The sequence below is a fragment of the Xanthomonas sp. CFBP 8152 genome, assembly GCF_014199025.1.
Taxonomy (GTDB): Bacteria; Pseudomonadota; Gammaproteobacteria; order Xanthomonadales; family Xanthomonadaceae; genus Xanthomonas; species Xanthomonas arboricola_B.
In genome coordinates this window covers 564,553-585,778 of record NZ_JACHNO010000003.1, presented here as the reverse complement: position 1 = coordinate 585,778, position 21,226 = coordinate 564,553, and the positions used below count along the sequence as shown (strand labels likewise).

At 65.0% G+C, this 21,226-nt stretch carries 18 protein-coding genes; 9 read left to right on the top strand and 9 right to left on the bottom strand.

Annotated features, from left to right (window positions below; translation table 11 throughout):
• Positions 1 to 91 precede the first annotated feature (91 nt).
• A complete protein-coding gene (locus tag FHT09_RS14250) occupies positions 92 to 574 on the top strand; it encodes a glycine zipper 2TM domain-containing protein (protein ID WP_016902706.1) in 483 nt (160 codons plus the stop codon).
• 224 nt (positions 575 to 798) lie between these two features.
• On the opposite strand, the gene FHT09_RS14245 is transcribed toward FHT09_RS14250, so the two are convergent.
• Positions 799 to 1,014, bottom strand: coding sequence for a cold-shock protein (locus FHT09_RS14245; RefSeq protein WP_003483561.1), 216 nt, complete (start codon positions 1,012 to 1,014; stop codon positions 799 to 801).
• Positions 1,015 to 1,242: 228 nt separating this feature from the next.
• On the opposite strand from FHT09_RS14245, the gene FHT09_RS14240 reads away from it, so the two are divergent.
• On the top strand, positions 1,243 to 1,728 hold the full coding sequence (locus FHT09_RS14240) for a DUF456 domain-containing protein (protein WP_104605250.1): 486 nt from the start codon (positions 1,243 to 1,245) through the stop codon (positions 1,726 to 1,728).
• A gap of 240 nt (positions 1,729 to 1,968) precedes the next feature.
• Positions 1,969 to 3,102: a phospholipase A gene (locus FHT09_RS14235; protein ID WP_104605248.1), complete on the top strand. Its 1,134-nt coding sequence runs from the start codon at positions 1,969 to 1,971 to the stop codon at positions 3,100 to 3,102.
• Between the two features lie 142 nt (positions 3,103 to 3,244).
• Here FHT09_RS14235 and FHT09_RS14230 read toward each other — a convergent pair whose 3' ends face one another.
• Entirely contained in the window at positions 3,245 to 3,880 is a 636-nt protein-coding gene (locus FHT09_RS14230) for a glutathione S-transferase family protein (protein WP_104605246.1), read from the bottom strand.
• Between the two features lie 387 nt (positions 3,881 to 4,267).
• Entirely contained in the window at positions 4,268 to 5,785 is a 1,518-nt protein-coding gene (locus FHT09_RS14225; RefSeq protein WP_181141247.1) for a fumarate hydratase, read from the bottom strand.
• 265 nt (positions 5,786 to 6,050) lie between these two features.
• Between FHT09_RS14225 and FHT09_RS14220 the strand changes: the two genes are divergently transcribed.
• Positions 6,051 to 7,931 carry an ABC transporter ATP-binding protein gene (locus FHT09_RS14220; RefSeq protein WP_104538080.1) on the top strand — a complete coding sequence of 627 codons (1,881 nt, stop codon included), beginning with the start codon at positions 6,051 to 6,053 and terminating at the stop codon, positions 7,929 to 7,931.
• A 217-nt stretch (positions 7,932 to 8,148) separates the two neighbouring features.
• Positions 8,149 to 8,928, top strand: a complete 780-nt coding sequence (locus FHT09_RS14215; protein WP_104538081.1) for a ferredoxin--NADP reductase — start codon at positions 8,149 to 8,151, stop codon at positions 8,926 to 8,928.
• A gap of 131 nt (positions 8,929 to 9,059) precedes the next feature.
• On the opposite strand, the gene FHT09_RS14210 is transcribed toward FHT09_RS14215, so the two are convergent.
• Entirely contained in the window at positions 9,060 to 9,548 is a 489-nt protein-coding gene (locus FHT09_RS14210) for a glutathione peroxidase (RefSeq protein ID WP_104605554.1), read from the bottom strand.
• A gap of 440 nt (positions 9,549 to 9,988) precedes the next feature.
• Between FHT09_RS14210 and FHT09_RS14205 the strand changes: the two genes are divergently transcribed.
• The gene (locus FHT09_RS14205; RefSeq protein ID WP_181141246.1) at positions 9,989 to 12,187 is read left to right on the top strand and encodes a M3 family metallopeptidase; all 2,199 of its coding nucleotides are present in this window, start codon (positions 9,989 to 9,991) and stop codon (positions 12,185 to 12,187) included.
• Positions 12,188 to 12,284: 97 nt separating this feature from the next.
• Here FHT09_RS14205 and FHT09_RS14200 read toward each other — a convergent pair whose 3' ends face one another.
• The 3 genes from FHT09_RS14200 to FHT09_RS14190 all read right to left on the bottom strand — a co-directional run bounded on the left by FHT09_RS14200 (position 12,285) and on the right by FHT09_RS14190 (position 14,015).
• Positions 12,285 to 12,785, bottom strand: coding sequence for a MarR family transcriptional regulator (locus FHT09_RS14200; protein WP_104605236.1), 501 nt, complete (start codon positions 12,783 to 12,785; stop codon positions 12,285 to 12,287).
• A gap of 66 nt (positions 12,786 to 12,851) precedes the next feature.
• On the bottom strand, positions 12,852 to 13,697 hold the full coding sequence (locus tag FHT09_RS14195; RefSeq protein WP_104605234.1) for a DUF3298 and DUF4163 domain-containing protein: 846 nt from the start codon (positions 13,695 to 13,697) through the stop codon (positions 12,852 to 12,854).
• A gap of 48 nt (positions 13,698 to 13,745) precedes the next feature.
• Positions 13,746 to 14,015, bottom strand: coding sequence for a GNAT family N-acetyltransferase (locus FHT09_RS14190; RefSeq protein WP_243849054.1), 270 nt, complete (start codon positions 14,013 to 14,015; stop codon positions 13,746 to 13,748).
• Between the two features lie 230 nt (positions 14,016 to 14,245).
• Here FHT09_RS14190 and FHT09_RS14185 point away from each other — a divergent pair, with 230 nt between their 5' ends.
• A complete protein-coding gene (locus FHT09_RS14185) occupies positions 14,246 to 14,446 on the top strand; it encodes a hypothetical protein (protein WP_104605232.1) in 201 nt (66 codons plus the stop codon).
• 142 nt (positions 14,447 to 14,588) lie between these two features.
• Here FHT09_RS14185 and FHT09_RS14180 read toward each other — a convergent pair whose 3' ends face one another.
• Positions 14,589 to 15,197, bottom strand: a complete 609-nt coding sequence (locus FHT09_RS14180) for a rhomboid family intramembrane serine protease (RefSeq protein WP_104605229.1) — start codon at positions 15,195 to 15,197, stop codon at positions 14,589 to 14,591.
• Between the two features lie 7 nt (positions 15,198 to 15,204).
• Entirely contained in the window at positions 15,205 to 16,770 is a 1,566-nt protein-coding gene (locus FHT09_RS14175) for an oligopeptide:H+ symporter (protein WP_104605227.1), read from the bottom strand.
• A 292-nt stretch (positions 16,771 to 17,062) separates the two neighbouring features.
• Between FHT09_RS14175 and FHT09_RS14170 the strand changes: the two genes are divergently transcribed.
• Both FHT09_RS14170 and FHT09_RS14165 read left to right on the top strand, forming a co-directional pair.
• Positions 17,063 to 18,832, top strand: a complete 1,770-nt coding sequence (locus FHT09_RS14170) for a M14 family metallopeptidase (protein ID WP_104605225.1) — start codon at positions 17,063 to 17,065, stop codon at positions 18,830 to 18,832.
• A gap of 123 nt (positions 18,833 to 18,955) precedes the next feature.
• Complete coding sequence (locus FHT09_RS14165) at positions 18,956 to 21,193, top strand: glycoside hydrolase family 3 protein (RefSeq protein ID WP_104605223.1); 2,238 nt, start codon at positions 18,956 to 18,958, stop codon at positions 21,191 to 21,193.
• Positions 21,194 to 21,226 lie beyond the last annotated feature (33 nt).

The following is a 21,226-nucleotide window of genomic DNA, read 5'->3' as shown; positions in this document are numbered from 1 at the left end:
TGATCCAGTTGGCAGACCGTTCACCCGGACCAACACAGGATGACGTCGCCGCGGCCCTGACCGCTTTTTCGAACCACCCCGGAGAGACCTCATGAAGACCCGACTGCTCGTCATTGGCCTGGCTGCAACCGCGACACTGGTTGGCTGCGCCACCTCCCAGCCCCAGTACGGCAGCTATCGCGGCGACCGCGGTTACGACCAGGGCTATTCGCAGCCGCAGGCACGCTGCGTGGATTGCGGCATTGTGACCCGCATCGATGAAGTCGGCCCGACCCGCAGCGCTCCCACCGGCACCGGTGCGGTGCTCGGCGGCATCGTCGGCGCAGTGGCCGGGCGCCAGATCTCCAAGGAGACCGGTGGCAGCAAGGGCAACAAGAATGTCTCGGCCGTAGCCGGTGCCGCCGCCGGCGCACTCGCGGGCAATGCGATCCAGAACAACGTCACCAGCGACAGCTTCGATGTGCAGGTGCGCATGGACGACGGCCGTGTCATCGTGGTGAACCAGCGCGATCTGGCCGGCGTGCGCGAAAATGCCTACGTGCGCGTGGTCAACGGCAAGGTCGTGCTGCGCTGATCGGCGCACGCACCAGCAGCGGCCAATAAAAACCACTGTGCCTGCCGTCAGGCCGGCGCAATCGGTAACCGGAATCGGCATGTATCACGCATGCCTTCCAACGCTTCCAGGCCCGCCTGCGACTGCTCGCTACGTTCGATTCGCCAGTGTTGGCGAGATGACAGAAAGGCCCGGCGACGGGCCTTTCTGCTGTCTGCACGATGGCCCGCCGTGTTGCGCCGCGCTCAGACCACCTGCACCGCATCGGCCTGCAGGCCTTTTTGTCCTTGCACGACGGTGAAGCTGACCTTCTGGCCTTCCTTGAGGCTCTTGAAGCCCTGGATCTGGATCGCACGGAAATGGACGAAGACGTCCTCGCCGTTTTCGCGACTGATGAAGCCAAAGCCCTTGGCATCGTTGAACCACTTCACGACACCATTCTCGCGTTCGATATTGGACATCTCGACTGACTCCCTACGACACTGTGATGGACTGACGGTGGTGGCTGTAATTTGCAAGGAGGAAGCGAGGTACAAGGATGTAGCGGATCGAACGATCTGCCGCATCAGGCCACGATTCACGGTGACCGTTGCAAACAGCAGCGGTGGCAACTTAACCCGCGCCAAACGAATTTTCAAGCAAGCCTTGCGCAATTCTGTCAAACCTGAAACGGGATATTTTTAACGATCATGGATACCAACGTCCTCTATTACATCCTGGCTGGCGTGCTGGTACTGATCGGCCTTGCGGGGGTCGTCCTGCCGGCGCTGCCGGGTCTGCCGCTGGTGTTTGCGGGACTGCTGGTGGCCGCCTGGGCCGATGGCTTTGCCCACGTCGGCTGGGTGGCGCTGCTGATTCTGGGCCTGATGACCGCGTTGTCGTTTGCGATCGACTTCTTCGCTACCGTGTACGGCGCCCAGCGGGTCGGTGCCAGCAAGGCGGCACTGTGGGGCTCGGTGATCGGCTCGGTCGTCGGCATCTTCTTCATGCCGATCGGCTTGTTCGTCGGCCCGTTCGCCGGCGCGTGGATCGGCGAATACTGGCAGACCCGCAAGTCCGACCAGGCCACCAAGGTCGGCTTCGGCACCTGGCTGGGCATCGTGTTCGGCACCGCGACCAAGCTGGCACTTGGCCTGTGCATGTTGGGCGTGTTTGCCATCGCCTGGTTGTTCTAGCGGATTCCAGCGCTCACTGAGGTTGATTGGGTGGGCTGCCCGGCAGGACGCTGACAGCGCCAAGCACACACTCGGCCGCTGGCGAATGTCGACGTGTCGTCGGCCGGTAACGGTCAGGACGCGGATTGCAGGGCTCCGCTTGGATGTTATGCCACCGTGTACACACCGCGCATGCAGGCGCGACCGTTAAGCTTCGCATCCGACGCGCCTGCCTGGCGCCTTCATTCGGCCAGACTGCCCATGTCCAAGCACTGCACTCGTCCCTTGCTACTGATTGCCCTGGCGGCTACGCCGCTGGCGCACGCACAGGAAATCGCCCCTACCCCCGCTTCGCCGCAGGCCTGCACCTCCGTCACCTCGGATGCGGCCCGGCTGGCGTGCTACGACCAGGCGCTGGGCTATACCCCGCAGGTCACCGCCGAGGCCGATGCCGCCGCGCAGATCGCCAAGCAGACAGAGTCCAAGCCGCAGGACGAGCGTGCCATCAGCCGTGTCGGCGATTTCTTCCGCGCCGATGGCCAGGATCAGCCCAAGGCCGAGGCGGTCGCCAATGCCGGCCGCGGCTCGCTGCTGGACCGCCGCTGGGAGCTGGCCAAGGATTCCAAGCTCGGCACCTTCCAGTTGCGCGGCTACAAGCCGGTCTATCTGTTGCCGGCGTTCTGGACCAGCGACTCCAACCGCACCCCGCAGTCGCCGAATCCGGCCAACTCGGTGTCCACCCCGCAGCAACTGGACAGCACCGAACTGAAGTTCCAGCTCAGCTTCAAGACCAAGGTGGTCGAGGATCTGTTCGGCGACAACGGCGACATCTGGATGGGCTACACCCAGAGTTCGCGCTGGCAGGCCTACAACACCGATGCCTCGCGTCCGTTCCGCGAAACCAATTACGAACCGGAAGCGATGCTGGTGTTCCGCAACAACTACAGCCTGTTCGGCTGGAAAGGCCGCATGAGCGGCATCAGCATCAACCACATGTCCAATGGCCGCGAAGATCCGCTGTCGCGCTCCTGGAACCGGGTCATTCTCAACATCGGGCTGGATCGCGAGAACTGGGCACTGACGCTACGCCCCTGGTTCCGCATCAAGGAAGATCGTGCCGACGACAATAATCCCGATATCGAGGATTACATGGGCCGTGGCGACGCCACCCTGGTCTACAACAAGGACGGGCACGAAGTGGCATTGATCGCGCGGCATTCGTTGCGCGGCGGCGACCGCTCTCACGGCTCGGTGCAGCTGGATTACGGCTTCCCGATCACCAACCTGCTGCGCGGCCACGTGCAGGTGTTCGACGGCTATGGCGAAAGCCTGATCGACTACAACCACAAGGCCACCTACATCGGCCTGGGCGTGTCGTTGCTGGAGTGGTTCTAAGTACATCGCGCCAGCGCATTGAGTAACGTCGAAACCCATAAAAAAGCCGGCATGTGCGTATGCCGGCTTTTTTCGTGGGCTTATAGCCTTGAGCAGCAAAACCTAGCAAGCAGCCCTTGTGGGTCGGTTTGCGCCCCTGGGTTCAGGTCCAGTCCGTCAGGCCTTCGCGGCGATAGGTTTCCTGAAATGCTGGGCGGGCTTTCATTCGCTGCGCATGCGCCTGCAGCGCCGGCCAGGTATCACTGGGCCGGGGCATGTTGCGCGACCAACGCATCATCATGGTCAGCATGAAATCGGCCGCCGACAGGGTCTGGCCCAGCAAATACGGACCATTGGCCTGCAGATGCGCATCGACCCGTGCCCAGGCCGCCTCCAGTCTGGCGCGCGCCTGGGATTGCGCGGCATCGCCGTGTGCGGCGCCGGCCGGCTCGTCCGGATAGAACCAGGCCCGGTATGCCGGCTGCAAGGTGTTGGCGCAGAAGAACATCCACTGGTAGTACGCCGCCCGTTCGGGGCTGCCGAGCGGTGGTGCCAGCCCGGCCTGCGGATGCAGGTCGGCCAGATGCAGCACGATTGCGGCCGCCTCGGTCAGCACGTGTCCGTCGAACACCAGCGTCGGCACCACGCCGGCCGGATTGAGCGCCAGATACTGCGGCGATTTCTGCTCGGCGCGCTCGAAATCCAGCGGATGCAGGACGTGCGGCACATCGAGTTCGATCAGCAGCCAATGCACGACCAGTGCGGCAGTGCTGGGGGCGTGGTACAGCGTCGTGGTCATGCAAATTCCTTCGTCAGTTGGTACAGGAACGCAAGCAGGCGAGCTTGTGGGGTTCACAGCGATTGACATCGCTCTGCTGCGTGCAATCGAACACCTGGGCCATGCAATTGGCCCGCTGCGCCGGTCTTTTGTTGCGCTGCCAAAGGCAGGCCGGCGCACACCAGGACGGCGAGGCAAATGAGACGGAGCATTCCTGTTCTCCTGAGGGTGCCGGCATGGACGCACCGAGCATAGCCCGTTCCTGTTGGGCCGTCCCGCCACCCTAGGTGAGACACGCATGCAGGCGTTTTTTCCAGTACACAGGCAGCGCGTGCGAACGGCGGGCACGCGCAGCGCCCAAACTGAAAACGGCGACGCAGTGCAAGTGCGTCGCCGTTCCAGGGTTACTTATTCCACCACGACCGGAATCTTGCCGATGCGCGATTGCCACTGCCGCGGGCCGGTCTTGTGCACCGATTCGCCGGTGCAATCCACCGCCACGGTGACCGGCATGTCCTTGACCTCGAACTCGTAGATCGCCTCCATGCCCAGGTCTTCGAATGCGAGCACGCGTGCGGCCTTGATCGCCTTGGACACCAGATAGGCTGAGCCGCCGACCGCCATCAGGTACACCGCCTTGTTGTCGCGGATCGCCTCGATCGCCGCATCGCCGCGCTCGGACTTGCCGACCATGCCCAGCAGGCCGGTCTGCTCCAGCATCTGGCGGGTGAACTTGTCCATGCGCGTGGCGGTGGTCGGGCCGGCCGGGCCGACCACTTCATCGCGCACCGGATCGACCGGGCCGACGTAGTAGATAAAGCGGTTGGTGAAGTCGACCGGCAATGTCTCGCCCTTGTTGAGCATGTCGATCATGCGCTTGTGCGCGGCGTCGCGGCCGGTCAGCAGCTTGCCGTTGAGCAGCACCACCTCGCCCGGCTTGAAGCTGGCGACTTCCTCGCGGGAGATGGTATCCAGGTTGACCCGACGCGCGTTGGTCGGGTTGTAGGTGAGCTTGGGCCAGTCTTCCAGCGAGGGCGGGTCCAGCATCACCGGGCCGCTGCCGTCCAGGGTGAAGTGCGCATGGCGGGTGGCCGCGCAGTTGGGAATCAACGCCACCGGCAGGTTGGCGGCATGGGTCGGGTAATCCTTGACCTTGATGTCCAGCACCGTGGTCAGGCCGCCCAGGCCTTGTGCACCGATGCCGAGCGCGTTGACCTTTTCGTAGAGTTCCAGCCGCAGCTCTTCGGCGCGGTTGGACGCGCCGCGTGCCTGCAGGTCGACGATGTCGATCGGATCCATCAACGCTTCCTTGGCCAGCAGCATGGCCTTTTCGGCCGTGCCGCCGATGCCGATGCCGAGCATGCCCGGCGGGCACCAGCCGGCGCCCATGGTCGGCACGGTCTTGAGCACCCAGTCGACGATGGAGTCGGACGGGTTGAGCATGGCGAACTTGCTCTTGGCTTCCGAGCCGCCGCCCTTGGCCGCAACGATCACTTCGACATGGTGGCCGGGCACGATCTTGGTGTTGACCACCGCCGGGGTGTTGTCGCGGGTGTTGGTGCGCTTGCCGGCCGGGTCGGCCAGCACGCTGGCGCGCAGCTTGTTGTCGGGGTGGTTGTAGGCGCGGCGCACGCCTTCGTTGACCATGTCTTCCACACCCATCGTGGCGTCGTCCCAACGCACCTGCATGCCGATCTCCAGGAACACGGTGACGATGCCGGTGTCCTGGCAGATCGGGCGATGGCCTTCGGCGCACATGCGCGAGTTGATCAGGATCTGCGCTATGGCGTCCTTGGCCGCCGGCGACTCTTCGCGCTCGTAGGCAGCGGACAGATTCCTGATGTAGTCGACCGGGTGGTAATAGCTGATGTACTGCAGCGCGTCGGCGACGGACTGGATGAGGTCTTCCTGCTTGATCGAGGTCACGGCTGGCTCTAAGGCTGGCGGGGGCAATCCGGCCATTTTAGTCGAAACTTCCGGCGCACCCGGACGTTGCATCAATCGACGCGATTGATCGGGCCGCCGATCGCGCCGGGTCGGGTCTACGGGACGGGTGTGCTGCAGGACGTCGGCCGCACAGCCGTGCAAGCGTGCAGTCGGCGGTGCCGCGGCGACCGCGTGCCAATGCCGCAGGACCCGCCGGTGCGCCTCCAACACCCCACGCGCACGCGTGGCGCTGCACACTGAGGCGATGTCAGCCTCCCGTTCCGGCGCTTCTGCGCCTGCCGCTCCCCGTACCGGCCCTACCCTGCGCGAGCGCCTGGATGCGCTGCGCAACCTCCCGCCGTTCCTGCGCCAGATCTGGCAGACCAGCCGCTGGCTGAGCGCCAGCAGCATCGGCTTGCGCGTGCTGCGCGCGTTGATGCCGGTGGCCTCGTTGTATATCGGCAAGCTGATCATCGACGAGGCGATCCATCTAGTCGGTCAACCGCCAGCCTTCGACTCGCTGGCGCAGGCGCTGGGCAGCGGCCGACTGAACCGGTTGCTGGAATTGCTGGCGCTGGAGCTGGCCCTGGCGATCGGTTCGGACCTGCTCGGCCGGCTGGTCGGCTACGCCGATGCCTTGTTGTCGGAGCTGTTCAACAACGCCGCCAGCGTGCGCCTGATGGAGCACGCCGCGCAGCTGGATCTGGAGGACTTCGAAGACCCCGACCGGCAGGACAAGCTGGATCGTGCGCGGCGCCAGACCATGAACCGCATGAACCTGATGAGCCAGCTGTTCGGCCAAGTGCAGGACGCCATCACCGTGGTCAGCCTGGCGGTGGGCCTGGTGGTGTATGCGCCGTGGTTGATCCTGCTGCTGGCGATCGCCCTGATCCCGGCCTTCATCGGCGAGGCGCATTTCAATGCGCTGGGCTACTCGCTCAACTTCCAGTGGACGCCGGAGCGGCGCCAGCTCGATTACCTGCGCCAGGTCGGCGCAAGCGTCGAGACCGCCAAGGAAGTCAAGATCCTCAACCTGCACCGCTTCCTGATCGCGCGTTACCGGCGGCTGGCCGACAAGTTCTTCCAGGCCAATCGCGCACTTGCGCGCAAGCGTGCGTTGTGGGGCGCGCTGCTGGCTGCGCTGGGCACCTTGGGCTACTACACGGCCTATGGCTACATCGCCTGGCGCACCGTGCGCGGCGATTTCAGCATCGGCGACCTGACCTTTCTGGCCGGCAGCTTCCTGCGCCTGCGCCAGTTGCTCGAAGGCCTGCTGATCGGGTTTTCGCAGGTCGCCGGCCAGGCCTTGTATCTGGACGATCTGTATTCGTTCTTCAACATCGTGCCGGAGATCCGCTCGCGCCCGAACGCGCTGCCGGTGCCGCGACCGATCCGCCAGGGCTTCGTGTTCGAGGACGTGGGCTTCCGCTACCCGGATGCCGAGCAGTGGACGGTGCGGCATCTGGATTTCGAACTGCGTGCCGGCGAAGTGCTGGCCCTGGTCGGCGAAAACGGCGCCGGCAAGACCACCCTGGTCAAGCTGCTGGCGCGGCTTTACGACCCGGACGAGGGCCGCATCCTGCTCGATGGCCACGACCTGCGCGATTACGATCTGGACGATGTGCGCGCCAACCTGGGCGTGATCTTTCAGGACTTCGTGCGCTACCACCTGAGCGTGGGCGAGAACATCGGCGTCGGCCAGGTCGATGCGATGGACGACGCGCCGCGCATCCGTGCCGCTGCGCAGCGTGCCATGGCCGGCGAGCTGATCGACAGCCTGCCCGACGGCTACGACCAGCTGGTCGGGCGCCGCTTCAAGAACAGCGTGGACCTGTCCGGCGGGCAATGGCAGAAGATCGCCATCGCGCGCGCCTACATGCGCGATGCGCAGCTGATGATCCTGGACGAACCCACCGCCGCACTGGATGCGCGTAGCGAGTTCGAGGTGTTCCAGCGCTTCAAGGAGCTGTCGGACAACCGTACCGCGGTGCTGATCTCGCACCGCTTCTCCAGCGTGCGCATGGCCGACCGCATCCTGGTGCTGGCCGCGGGCCGCATCGAGGCCAACGGCACGCATGCGGAGCTGATGGCCCAGGGCGGGCGGTACGCGGAGTTGTTCGAGTTGCAGGCGGCGGGGTATCGATGAGGCTGGGATTGGGGAATCGGGATTCGGGAATCGTTAAAAGCGGCGTTCCCGGCGTCTGACGGGTGCTGAGCGTCTCGCCCCGTAGGCCTCCGGGATCCTTATGCAGCTGCCCCGATTCCCCATTCCCCATTCCCCATTCCCGGCCAAATGAGAGCCTCTCTCATTTGGCCGGCTTGAGGTAGAATTGCCGGGTACTCTTCCCACGACACTTACTGGTATGTCTTCCGCTTTCGGCGCCGAAACGGTGCTTGAGGTCCGTCACTGGACCGATGCCTACTTCAGCTTCACCACCACCCGCGATGCCGGTTTCCGCTTCGAGAACGGGCAGTTCGTGATGATCGGTCTGGAGACCGAGACGCGCCCGCTGCTGCGTGCGTACTCGATCGCCAGCGCCAACTGGGAAGAACATCTGGAGTTCTTCAGCATCAAGGTGCCGGACGGTCCGCTGACCTCGCGGCTGCAGCACATCCAGCCGGGTGACAAGGTGCTGGTCGGCAAGAAGCCCACCGGCACGCTGCTGATCAGCGACCTGCACCCGGGCCGCAACCTGTACCTGCTGGGCACCGGTACCGGTCTGGCGCCGTGGCTGTCGGTGATCAAGGATCCGGAAACCTACGAGCGTTTCGACAAGGTGATCCTGACCCAGGGCGTACGCTTCGTGCAGGATCTGGCCTATCGCGACTACTTCGAGCGCGAGCTGCCGCAGCATGAATTCCTCGGCGACCTCCTGCGCGAGAAGTTGCTGTACTACCCGGCGGTGACGCGTGAGGCATTCGCCAATCAGGGCCGCCTGACCGAGCTGATGGCCGATGGCCGCATGCAACAGACGCTCGGGTTGCCGCCGCTGGATCCGGCCAACGACCGCTTCATGATCTGCGGCAGCCCGCAAATGCTGGCCGACCTGCGCACCTTGCTGGATGCACGTGGCTTCCAAACCTCGCCACGCATCGGCACGCCGGGGCATTACGTGTTCGAGCGCGCCTTCGTCGAGAAGTGATACGGCGCGCGTGAGACATCAGCGCGATGCGGCGTTTACGCAGACCGCGACGCCGGCATGCACCGTCGTAGGAGCGCACCTGGGCGCGATGAAGCGTTCCCGGTAATGCCTCATCGCGCCCAGGTGCGCTCCTACGATTCAACTAACGCGCGCTCGATATCCGCAGCCAGGGCGTCCGGTTTGGTGGTTGGGGCGTAACGCTCCAGCGCCGTGCCATCGCGGCCGATCAGGAACTTGGTGAAATTCCACTTGATCGCTTCCGATCCCAGCACGCCGCGCTGTTCGTGCTTGAGCCATTGCCATAGCGGATGCGTGCCGCTGCCATTGACCTCGACCTTCTCGGCCAGCGGAAAATCCACCGCGTAATCGAGCGAGCAGAACTGGCGGATCTGCGCGGCATCGCCCGGCTCCTGATGACCGAACTGGTCGCAGGGAAACCCGATCACCACCAGACCACGCTCGCGATAGCGCTGCCACAGTGCCTGCAGGCCTGCGTATTGCGGGGTAAAGCCGCATTTCGAAGCGACGTTGACCACCAGCACCACCTTGCCGGCGTAATCGCGCATCGAGCGGGGCCGGCCTTCCAGGTCGGTAAATTCGAACGTGGAAATGTCGCTCATGGCTGCCCTGATGTGTGCGAGATGGGCAGCGTAACCCAGCAGCCGGCAGCGTCGCATCGCGGTCGCCGAGCGCGCCAGCCAGGAAAGACGGTTTTTGAACGGATGCGTCGCCGCAGACATCTGGCCCTTTCCGCTGGTCCGACCGTTGCCGGCCGCTGACACGGCGCGCTACCGGCCAGCATCCGTCAGGCGGACTGATCGAGACCTCGCTGCCCGCCGAGCATCCGGCATACAGCCGAGTTGAACCTGCTGTCGCGTACACCGGCAGCGTCGGTCCGGCGGCTGCGCGCTCGTGGTGTCATCGGTTCTGTGCCCGCAAGGCAAGCACCGGTCGCGCCCGCCGGATGGCGGCGCAACGACCCTGCAGCCATGCCTTTTGTCACACGCCTGTCCGGCCCGGCTGGGGTAGCCTCGGCGGTTCGCACTTTGGAGCAACCCTCTTGACCACCCGTCTCGCCTTTGCCCTGGCCGCTTCCCTGGGACTTGCCATGCCGTCCTACAGCATCGCCGCACCCGCCACGACGCACGCCGCCACCCAAGCCAACCCCTTCTTTGCCGACAGCACGCTGCCGCTGCACTACCCGCAGTTCGACAAGATCACCGACAGCGATTTCGCACCCGCCTTCGACGCCGGCATGGCCGAGCAGTTGAAGGAAGTGGAAAAGATCGCCAGCCAGAAGGCCAAGCCGAGCTTCGACAACACCCTCATCGCGCTGGAAAAAAGCGGCGCCACGCTGGATCGCGCCACCACCGTGTTCTTCAACCTGGTCGGTGCCGACACCAACGACGCGCGCAAGAAACTGCAGGCCGACTATTCGGCCAAGTTCGCCGCGCACCGCGACGCGATCTCGCTCAATGGCAAGCTGTTCGCGCGTCTCCAGACCCTGTACGACCAGCGCAGCAAGTTGGGCCTGGACGCCCAGGGCGTGCGCCTGGTCGAGAAGTACTACAGCGATTTCGTACGCGACGGCGCCAAGCTCTCCGAGGCCGACAAGAGCACGCTCAAGGCGATGAATGCCGAGCTGGCCAACCTGGGCACCACCTTCAGCCAGAACGTGCTGGCCGAAGTGAATGCCGCCGCCGTTGTCGTCGATGACGTCAAGCAGCTCGATGGCCTGTCCGACGAGCAGATCGCCGCTGCCGCCGAAGCGGCCAAGGCGCGCAAGCTCGACGGCAAGTACGTGATTGCGCTGCTCAACACGACCGGCCAGCCGCCGCTGACGCAGCTGAAGAATCGCGAACTGCGCAAGAAGATCTACGACGCCTCGGTGTCGCGTGGCAGCCACGGCGGCCAGTACGACAACACCGCACTGGTGGCGCGCATCATGAAGCTGCGCGCCGACAAGGCCAAGCTGCTCGGCTTCCCGACCTACGCTGCCTATTCGCTGGAAAACCAGACCGCCAAGACGCCGGAAGCAGTCAACGCGATGCTGGGCAAGCTCGCGCCGGCAGCAGTGACCAATGCCAAGCGCGAAGCGGCCGATCTGCAGGCGATGATCGACAAGGAACAGAAGGCCGCGCGCAAGCCGAGCTTCAAGCTCGAAGCCTGGGACTGGGCCTACTACAGCGAGAAGGTGCGCCAGGCCAAGTACAACTTCGACGAATCCCAGCTCAAGCCGTACTTCGAGCTGAAGAACGTGCTGGAAAACGGCGTGTTCTACGCGGCCAATCGGGAATACGGCCTGACCTTCAAGCAGCGTACCGACCTGCCGACCTACCGCGACGACATCACCGTCTATGACGTGTTCGACGCCGACGGCAAGCAGCTGGCGATCTTCATCGCCGACATGTACGCACGCGAGTCCAAGCGTGGCGGCGCCTGGATGAACTCCTACGTGTCGCAGTCGGCGCTGACCGGTTTCAAGCCGGTGGTCGCCAACCACCTCAACATTCCCAAGCCGCCGGCCGGGCAGCCGACGCTGCTGACCTGGGACGAGGTGACCACCATGTTCCATGAATTCGGCCATGCGCTGCACGGCATGTTCTCGGACGTGAAGTACCCGTATTTCTCAGGCACCAGCGTGCCGCGCGACTTCGTCGAGTTCCCCTCGCAGGTCAACGAGATGTGGGCCGACGAGCCGTCGATCCTGAAGAACTACGCCAAGCACTACCAGAACGGCACGCCGATGCCGCAGGCGCTGCTGGACAAGGTGATTGCCGCCTCCAAGTTCAACCAGGGCTTTGCCACCACCGAGTATCTGGGTGCGGCCATGCTCGATCAGAACTGGCACCAGATCAGCGCCAGCCAGGTGCCCGACGCCGCCGGCGTGATGGCATTCGAAGCCAAGGCGCTGCAGCAGGACGGCATCGCCTATGCGCCGGTGCCGCCGCGCTACAAGACCCCGTATTTCAGCCACATCATGGGCGGTTACGCGGCCGGCTATTACGCCTACATCTGGTCGGAAGTGCTCGACGCCAACACCCAGCAGTGGTTCAAGCAGCACGGCGGGCTGAGCCGCGCCAACGGCGACCGCTTCCGTCAGACCCTGCTCTCGCGCGGCGGCAGTGTCGATGCGATGGAACTGTTCCAGAACTTTGCCGGCCATGCGCCGCAGATCGAGCCCCTGCTCGAGAAGCGCGGCCTGAGCGCGCAAGGGGGCGATGGCGCCACGCCGGAAGCGCCGCAGTCCAAGCCGTAATCGCAACGCGTTGAAACCAAGACGCCGCCCGGAGCGATCCGGGCGGCGTTCTTGATGACCGCGACGAAGCGTGCTGCAGCAGCCGCAGACACCGCACTCAGAGTTCGACCGAATCCACGCCGTCGAGTAGTTTCCGCAACAACTTTTCCAGCCGCACCTGCTCGGCATCGCTGAGGCTGGACGTTTCTGCATTGAGCAGCGCGCAGGCGTCGGGGAGCAGGCTGTTGATCAACGCCAGGCCTGCCGGCTGCAAGGTCAGCATGATCTTGCGCCGATCGTCCGGGCTGCTGCCACGCGCAATCAACCCCTTTTCGCACAATTGGTCGGTGAGCCGGGTGATGTTGGCCGGCTTCTCGCTGGCGGCTTCGGCCACCTCGGTAGGCGTGATCGCCTGCTCCGGGGTACCGTAGAGCATCATCAGAATCTCGTACTCCGGCGGGCTGATGCCGTATGGCTTCAATCGCGCACACCCCTGCGTATGCAGTCGCTTGTAGAGATGCTTGATCAGCCGCACCAGCACGGCCGGCTCCCGCGGAAATGCCGGATAGCGCACACAGGTGTGGTCCACGCGACTTGCGGTCGGATCGAAACTACTCATATCACCCGTTTGATTACATTACTGAATGGCCGGGCCATTCAATCACATCATCTGCGGGGTGACACATCAGCGAGCGAAGAGATGTACATAATCCGGCGCGACCCACGCCACCAATGTCGAGGCGGCGACCTCGGCCGTTTGCGTACCATCCGAATACGGCCCCACCTGATACGGCGGAAACACGAACCGAAGCGCGGTGATCTGCCCGGCCGGATTGAGCACCGGCACGAACTGGGCAAAGTTGTCGACCTGCGCAGCGGTGCCTTCGGCAATCATGCGATCGGCCGAGGCCACCTGGTCGGCCCGCTCCTCGATCGGCACACGATCGGCTTCCACGCGCTGGGTGGCGGCGTTGTGCAATTGCATGGCCACCTCGCGCCCGATCTTTTCCCAGCCTGCCGGGTCCGGAATCAAGGCCTGCGCGGTCAATTGCCTGCGCTCCTTGACCAGCCAGACGAAGCGCGCCACCAACGGCTCGCCATGCGCACCACCGGTATAGCGGCTACCGTCAGCGGAAACGACGATCAGGTCCGGGGTCTGCACCACGGTCTCGAACGCCAGCGATAATTCATAGGGGGCAGCGGGCCTGTCGTTGCCGAGCCCGGACACCGCTTCCATGAGTTCGGCACGCGCTGCCTGCGCATAGCTGCGGATCAGCGCGCTGAGCTCGGGAAGCGCGTCCAGCCCGCGTGGATAGCTGATACCTACCATATAGGCAGGCGCCTGCTCGATCACATCCTCCAGCGGGCCGCTTTGCACCAGCACGGGCTCCGCCGGCGGCGCCGCGGCAGCGGTGGCGTCAGCTGCCGGCTGTGCCGATTGGGCCGTCGTCGGCTCGCGCTGCGTACATCCTGCCAACACGGCCAACATCAGCAAACCCCGGACTGCATTCACTCCTGACGACCGCCCCATTCCCACCTGCTCCCCATCGATACATCTGCAAAGACACGCTGCCGGCGATCAGGCCAGCAGATCCTGAAACTGTTGGTGCCGCCGGATATACGCCTCGGCGTAACTGCAGGCAGGCACTACCCTGTAGCCCTGCTGGCGTGCATGGGCCAAGGCAGCCTCGACCAGCACCGCAGCGATGCCGCGTCCACCGATCGCGTCGGGCACGTGCGTGTGGGTGATGGTCATGCGCTCACCTTCCACACGGTATGCCAGCTGGGCGCGTTGTCCATCGGTGTCTACGCTGAAGAGCTGCTGCGTGGAATCGTGGTCTGCCTGCATTGTCGCTGCCTCCATGGTGGTCTGCACGAGGCAGTGACGATGGCGATCAGTGTGACCAGCGCAGCGCCGCGCCTGCGTGAAAATGAATCGATGCGGTGACCGCGCGCGCAGCCTGCGAACCGGCACTTAAGTTCGCTCGTGTCGCGCCGATAGCTCAGCCGAAGGCGCCCGTTGCATCCCGGGCCTGTGCGACCGCCGATGCCTTCGGCTTACCTACGAGGAGTCACCGCATGAACAACGATTCGGCAGGACACAGCGCAGACAGCGATAGCTCGCTGCTGGAAGGCTTGTTCCAGTTCGCCATCAAGGGCGACACCCACAACCCCGACTTCGCGCAGCTCAACGACACGGTGTACCAGCGCCTGCAGCAGGCCTACGGTGCGGTGCCCACCAGCAGCGTCGGTAGCGACCACAAACGCGACGCGGCCTGAGCCAGCATCGCGTCCATCGCCAGGACCGCTCGCGCACGCGCGATGGTCCTGGTCCGGTCGCCTGGGGCGACCCGCTGTTCCCGACATTTTCGACCTACCGCGCGTGCCCACCGGCGGCCAGCGGTCGGTTTGCCAACCGGGATCAGCCGAAACGCGGATTGGACAGCTGCTCCAGGAAGACCTGCAGCACGCGCGGCTCCATGATCAGCATGAACATCACACCGAACGCGGCACCGGCCAGGTGCGCGCTGTGGTTGATGCGATCGCCGCCGCGGCGGTCCATCCACAGGCTGTAGCCGACATAGAACACCGCATAGATGATCGCCGGCGCCGGAATGAACAGCACCAGGATGATGGTCCATGGCTGCAGCAGGATGAAGGCGAACAGCACCGCCGACACCGCGCCGGAGGCGCCCAGGCTGAGATAGTTCGGGTTCTTCTGGTTCTTCAGATAGCTGGGCAGGATCGAGACCACCAGCGCCGCCAGATAGAACAGCGGGTAGGTCAGCACGCTGCCGGTCAGCTGGGTCATCACGTTTTCGATCACCCGGCCGAAGAAGAACAGCGTGATCATGTTGAAGACCAGGTGGCCCAGGTCGGCATGGATGAAGCCGTAGGTGACCAGGCGGTCGTACTGCCTGTGCTTGTCCAGCGCCGGCGGCCACAGGACCAGACGGTCGGCCAGCTTGCGGTTGTTGAACGCCATCCACGAGACGATGCCGGTGATGGCGATCAGGATCAGGGTAATCATGCGGACCTCAGGCAGAACGGTAATTGTCGACCATGCGATACCCGCGCGCGTACAGGCCGAAGGCCAGTGCCGCCAGGAACGCGAAGGCCGCGAAGAAGAACATCAGAAATGCCGCTTCGCTGAGCCCAGTATCGGCGATGTGGGAGATCACCGTGGCGTTGCGCACCGCCACGTTCGACAGCAGCACCCATAGATTGCCCACCGTGGTGGTCAGATACCAGAAGCTCATCACCACGCCCTTCATCGAGGGCGGTGCCTGGCTGTAGGCGAACTCGATCCCGGTGGCAGACACCAGCACCTCGCCGAAGGTCAGCAGCGCATAGGGCAGGATCTGCCAGGCGATATGCATCGGCTCGCCGCCGTCCATGCTGATCTGGATGGCGCCGACCGCGATCCAGGCCAGGCCGCCGAAGGCGATGCCGCAGGTCATGCGGCGCAGCGCTGTGGGCTCCCAACCGCCACGCCGCAGCAGCGGATACAGCACCAGATTGTTGAACGGGATCAGCAGCATCACCAGCAGCGGATTGAGCGCCTGCATCTGCGATGCCGTGAACCAGGCCGGCATCGTCATCTCGCGTCCCTGCAGGACCCAGGTCGAGGCCTTCTGGTCGAACAGCGAGAAGAACGGCGTCACCAGCGCGAAGATCACCAGCACCCGCAGCAGCGCGCGCACGCCTTCGACCGCAGTATCGGGATGGATGCCGCGCGCACGCTCCAGCTGCCACCAGGTGCCGCCGCCGATGCCGGCCAGCAACAGCACCAGCGCCATGCACAGGCAGATGACGATGCCGAGCTGGTCGACCAGCGTCACGCAGGCCAGTGCCAGCAGCACCGAGACCACTGCCAGCATCAGGCCAGGACGGCCCTGCCCCGGCACCTGTGTCAGCAATGCGGTGCGCACCACCGTACCGAAGCCATGCGGGTCCTTCGGCGGCAACGGCACCCGCACATAGCGCCTGCGGCCCAGCCAGAACACCAGCGTGGCCACGAACATCAGGATGCCGGGAATACCGAACGCCCACGCCGGGCCCAGATTCTTCAGCGCCAGCGGGATCAACAACGAGGCGAACAACGAGCCGAAGTTGATGATCCAGTAGAAGCCGTCGAACACCACCTTGGCCAGGTGCTTGTTGGACTGGTCGAACTGGTCGCCCATGAACGAGGCCACCAGCGGTTTGATGCCGCCCGCACCCAGCGCGATCAGGCCCAGCCCGAGGAAGAATCCGCCGCGGCTGCCTTCGAACAGCGCCAGGCAGGCATGCCCGGCGCAGTACACCAGGCTGAACCACAGAATGGTGTTGTACTTGCCGAAGAAGCGATCGGCCAGCCAGCCGCCGAGCAGCGGGAAGAAAAACACCCCGATCATGAAGCTGTGCAGGATGTGCTTGGCCTCGGCTTCACGGCCGGGCCCGCCGACTTCCTGCAACAGCAGCGAGGTGATCAGGAACTGCACCAGGATGTTGCGCATCCCGTAGAAGCTGAAACGCTCGCAGGCTTCGTTGCCGATGATGAAAGGTATCTGGCGCGGCAGCCGCGCACCGGCAGTGGGGCCCGGCAGGGTGGAAGTGGTCAAGGGCAGTCCGGTCGAGCAGAAAACACGCGCTATCGTACCGGCGGCCGCCGGTTGGCCGCCATCGCGACCATCGGATAAGACCCAGGATGCGCCGCTGCATGCAGCGACGCCGCTGCGCTTATGGCCGCCATTGCGGTGTACCCGACACGTCGTTCGGCCCAGACGTGCCTAAAACCGCTGTTGGCACGCCGCAACCACGCCGATCGCGCGCAAGTCATGACGCAGTGCAGATTGGCCTGCTGCGCCGGCTCGGCTACATTGCAAACGTTTTCCTGGAACACTGGACCGCTGGATGCCCCGCTTCACCCGCCTGGCCCTGAGCCTGTTGCTGCTGACCACCGCCCCCGCCGCACTGGCCGCCGAACCGCTGACCACCCGGGCCGAGCGCAGCGGGTTTGCGCAGACCGGACGCTACGAGGAAGTCATCGCGCTTTGCGATGCCTTTGCGCAGCGCTACCCGCAGGCGGTGCGCTGCATCGAGTTCGGCACCACCCCGGAAGGCCGGCCGATGAAGGCGCTGATCGTCTCCACCAGCGGCGCACTGGATACCGACAGCGCTGCGCAACGCAAGTTGCCGGTGGTGCTGGTGCAAGGCGGCATCCATGCCGGCGAGATCGACGGCAAGGACGCGGGCTTCCTGGCGCTGCGCGAATTGCTGGACGGAAAAACCGGCAAAGGCGTACTGGACAAGCTGGTCTGGGTATTCGTGCCGGTGTTCAACGTCGACGGCCACGAGCGCTTCGGCGCCTGGAACCGCCCCAATCAACGCGGCCCCGAACAGATGGGCTGGCGCACCACCGCGCAGAACCTCAATCTCAATCGCGACTACCTCAAGGCCGACGCGCCGGAAATGCAGGCGATGCTGCGGCTGGTGCAGCAATGGGATCCGCTGATGTACGTGGACCTGCACGTCACCGATGGCGCCAAGTTCGAGCACGACGTGTCGGTGCAGGTGGAGCCCGTGCACGCCGGCGATGCCACGCTGCAACGCGACGGCACGCGCTGGCGCGATGCGGTGATTGCCGACCTCGCCGCACAGGGCTCGCTGCCGTTGCCGTATTACCCCTCGTTCGTGCACGAGGACGACCCGACATCGGGCTTTGCCGACGACGTGTCGCCGCCGCGTTTTTCGCACGGCTATTTCCTGCTGCGCAACCGCTTCGGCATGCTGGTGGAAACGCATTCGTGGAAGACCTACCCGGTGCGCGTACGCGTCACCCGCAATGCGATCGTGTCGGTGCTGCAGCAGGCCGCGCGCAACGGCGCCAGGTGGCGCGCCGATGCGCTGGCGGCCGATCAGCGTGCGACCAGGCTGGCTGGCGAGATCGAGCCGTTGAGCTTCGCTGCCGGCCCGGCCGCACGCACCGTTGCCTTCCGTGGCTACGCCTACACGCGCACGCCCTCGCCGATTTCCGGTGCGTTGATGACGCGCTACGACGAGACCAGACCACAGATCTGGAAGGTACCGTTACGCGATCAGATCAAGCCGGATGTGGTGGTCGATGCGCCCCGCGGCGGCTATCTGGTGCCTGCCGCGCAAGCGGCCCTGGTGGCGGAGAAACTGCGCCTGCACGGCATCGCCTTCGACACCCTCGCCACCACTGCCGCCCATCCGGTGCAGAGCTTCCATGCCGACAAGGCGACGTTTGCCGCGCGCTCCAACGAAGGCCACCAGAACCTGGAGATCGCCGGGCAGTGGCGCGATGAAACCCGCACCGTGCCGGCAGGCTCCTTGTTCGTGCCGATCGCCCAGGCCAGGTCGCGCCTGGTGATGGCGATGCTGGAACCGCAGGCGCCGGATTCGCTGCTGCAATGGGGCCTGTTCAACACCGCATTCGAGCGCAAGGAATACATGGAGGATTACGTCGCCGAAGAGGTGGCGCGCGACCTGCTAGAACGCGACCCGGCAGTGAAGGCGCAATTCGAACAACGCCTGGCCAGCGATGCCGCCTTCGCGGCCGACCCGAAGGCACGCCTGGAATTCTTCGCTCGCCTGCATTCCTCCTGGGACGAGCGCTACCGCCTGTATCCGGTGTTACGCACGGCACAGACGCAGTTCTGAGCCGGCGCCCGCTTCCGGCAGGTACCTGATTCGGCGCACGCGCGCGCCTTTCGAACGCGGGCACTGCGGTGCCCTCCCCTGATTGCAACCGCACCACAAGGACCACCCGTGCCACAGCTCGATATGAAACCGTTTACACACTCCAGGCCACGCCGTCTCGCGCTGGCCATCGCCCTTGGCGTCGGCACCGCGTTTGCCGCCCCGCTCGGCGCACAGACCGCCGCTGCAGCGCAGCCGTGGATGGACACCGCGCTGACCGCGGACCAGCGCGCCGATCGTCTGCTCGCGCAGATGAGCGAGGAGGAAAAATTCCAGATGCTGCGCAGCTACTTCGGCCTGGGCACCGACAAGATTCCCAAGCCCGAGGGCGCGCTGGGTTCGGCCGGCTATGTCCCCGGCGTCCCACGGCTGGGCATCCCGGCGCAGCAACTGGCCGATGCCGGCGTGGGCGTGACCAATCCCGGCGGCATCCGCAAGGGCGACTTCGCCACCGCGATGCCGTCCGGCCCGTCGGCCGCCTCGAGCTGGAATCCGCAGCTGGCCTATGCCGGCGGCAAGACCATGGGCCGCGAATCCTGGCAGCAGGGCTTCAACGTGCTGCTGGCCGGCAGCGTCAACCTGCAGCGCGACCCACGCAACGGACGCAATTTCGAATATGCCGGCGAAGACCCGCTGCTGGCCGGCACCATGGTCGGCGAGTCTATCCGCGGCGTGCAGAGCGAGCATGTGCTGTCAACGATGAAGCACTACGCGCTCAACGACATGGAGACGCGACGCAATTTCCACAGCGCCGAGATCGGCGAGCAGGCGATGCACGAATCGGATTTGCTGGCGTTCGAGATCGCGTTGAAAATCGGCGACCCGGCCTCGGTGATGTGCTCCTACAACAAGATCAATGGCATCTACGGCTGCGAGCACGATTACCTGCTCAACCAGGTACTCAAGCAGGAATGGAAATACCCCGGCTACGTGATGTCCGACTGGGGCGGCGTGCACAGCGGCTCCAAGGCGGCCCTGGCCGGACTCGATCAGCAATCGGCCGGCGAAGTGTTCGATGCGGCGGTGTTCTTCGATGCGCCGTTGCGCATGGCGGTGTCGGCCGGCGTGGTGCCGCGCGCGCGCTTCGACGACATGGTCAGGCGCATCCTGCGCAGCCTGTTCGCGCATGGCGCGTTCGATCATCCCACCCAACGCCAGCCGATCGACGGCAAGGCCGGGCTGCTGTCCGCGCAGCATGTCGCCGAGGAAGGCAGCGTGCTGCTGCGTAACGAGCAGGCCACTTTGCCGCTGTCCAGGGACGTGCACCGCATCGCGGTGATCGGTGGGTATGCCGACAAGGGCGTGATGTCCGGCGGCGGTTCCTCGCGTGTGGACTACACCATCAACGGGGGCAACGCCGTACCCGGCCTCACCCCGACCACCTGGCCCGGCCCGGTGATCATCCATCCGTCCTCGCCGCTGCAGGCATTGCGCGCCGCATTGCCGGACGTGCAGATCGACTATGTCGACGGCAAGGATCGCGCTGCTGCGGCACACGCGGCCAAGGCCGCCGATGTGGCGATCGTGTTCGCCACCCAATGGGCGGCCGAATCGGTGGACCTGCCGGACATGCAATTGCCCGACAACCAGGACGCCTTGATCGAGGCGGTGGCCAAGGCCAACCCCAGGACCACCGTGGTGCTGGAAACCAACGGCCCGGTGCGCATGCCCTGGACCGAGCGCGTGCCGGCGGTATTGCAGGCGTGGTATCCGGGCATCGGCGGCGGTGAGGCGATCGCCAACCTGCTCACCGGTGCGGTGAATCCTTCCGGCCATCTGCCGGTGACCTGGCCGGTGGACGAATCGCAGCTGCCGCGTCCCTCGATCCCGGGCCTGGGCTTCACGCCGGCCAAGCCGGGCGAAGACAGCATCGACTACGCCATCGAAGGCGCCAACGTCGGCTACAAATGGTTCGCTGCGCGCAAGCTGACCCCGCGTTATCCGTTCGGCCATGGCCTGTCGTACACCCAGTTCCGCATGGGCGGGCTGCGCGTGGAAGCCAACGGCAGCCAGCTCACGGCGAACTTCGAGGTGGAAAACATCGGCCCGCGCGAAGGCGCCGCCGTGCCGCAGCTCTACGTCACCCTGCCCGACGGCCACGCCACCCCGCTGCGCCTGATCGGCTGGCAGAAGCTCACGCTCAAGCCGGGCGAAAAGCGCACCGTGCAGGTGATCGCCGAACCCAAGACGCTGGCCGACTTCGATGCCAAGGCCCGTCACTGGACGATTGCCGCGGGCACCTATCGCGTGCAGCTGGCGCGTTCGGCAAGCGAACCGGTGCAGAGTGCAGAGGTCAGCCTGCAGGCGGCGCAGCTGCCGTGATCCGGTGTCGTGGCGGGCATGCATTACGCGTGT

Coding starts and splice junctions, on each gene's coding strand:
- FHT09_RS14250 (WP_016902706.1), top strand. CDS start 92: ATGAAGACCCGACTGCTCGTCATTGGCCTGGCTGCAACCGCGACACTG.
- FHT09_RS14245 (WP_003483561.1), bottom strand. CDS start 1,014: ATGTCCAATATCGAACGCGAGAATGGTGTCGTGAAGTGGTTCAACGAT.
- FHT09_RS14240 (WP_104605250.1), top strand. CDS start 1,243: ATGGATACCAACGTCCTCTATTACATCCTGGCTGGCGTGCTGGTACTG.
- FHT09_RS14235 (WP_104605248.1), top strand. CDS start 1,969: ATGTCCAAGCACTGCACTCGTCCCTTGCTACTGATTGCCCTGGCGGCT.
- FHT09_RS14230 (WP_104605246.1), bottom strand. CDS start 3,880: ATGACCACGACGCTGTACCACGCCCCCAGCACTGCCGCACTGGTCGTG.
- FHT09_RS14220 (WP_104538080.1), top strand. CDS start 6,051: ATGTCAGCCTCCCGTTCCGGCGCTTCTGCGCCTGCCGCTCCCCGTACC.
- FHT09_RS14215 (WP_104538081.1), top strand. CDS start 8,149: ATGTCTTCCGCTTTCGGCGCCGAAACGGTGCTTGAGGTCCGTCACTGG.
- FHT09_RS14210 (WP_104605554.1), bottom strand. CDS start 9,548: ATGAGCGACATTTCCACGTTCGAATTTACCGACCTGGAAGGCCGGCCC.
- FHT09_RS14200 (WP_104605236.1), bottom strand. CDS start 12,785: ATGAGTAGTTTCGATCCGACCGCAAGTCGCGTGGACCACACCTGTGTG.
- FHT09_RS14195 (WP_104605234.1), bottom strand. CDS start 13,697: ATGGGGCGGTCGTCAGGAGTGAATGCAGTCCGGGGTTTGCTGATGTTG.
- FHT09_RS14190 (WP_243849054.1), bottom strand. CDS start 14,015: ATGCAGGCAGACCACGATTCCACGCAGCAGCTCTTCAGCGTAGACACC.
- FHT09_RS14185 (WP_104605232.1), top strand. CDS start 14,246: ATGAACAACGATTCGGCAGGACACAGCGCAGACAGCGATAGCTCGCTG.
- FHT09_RS14180 (WP_104605229.1), bottom strand. CDS start 15,197: ATGATTACCCTGATCCTGATCGCCATCACCGGCATCGTCTCGTGGATG.
- FHT09_RS14170 (WP_104605225.1), top strand. CDS start 17,063: ATGCCCCGCTTCACCCGCCTGGCCCTGAGCCTGTTGCTGCTGACCACC.
- FHT09_RS14165 (WP_104605223.1), top strand. CDS start 18,956: ATGAAACCGTTTACACACTCCAGGCCACGCCGTCTCGCGCTGGCCATC.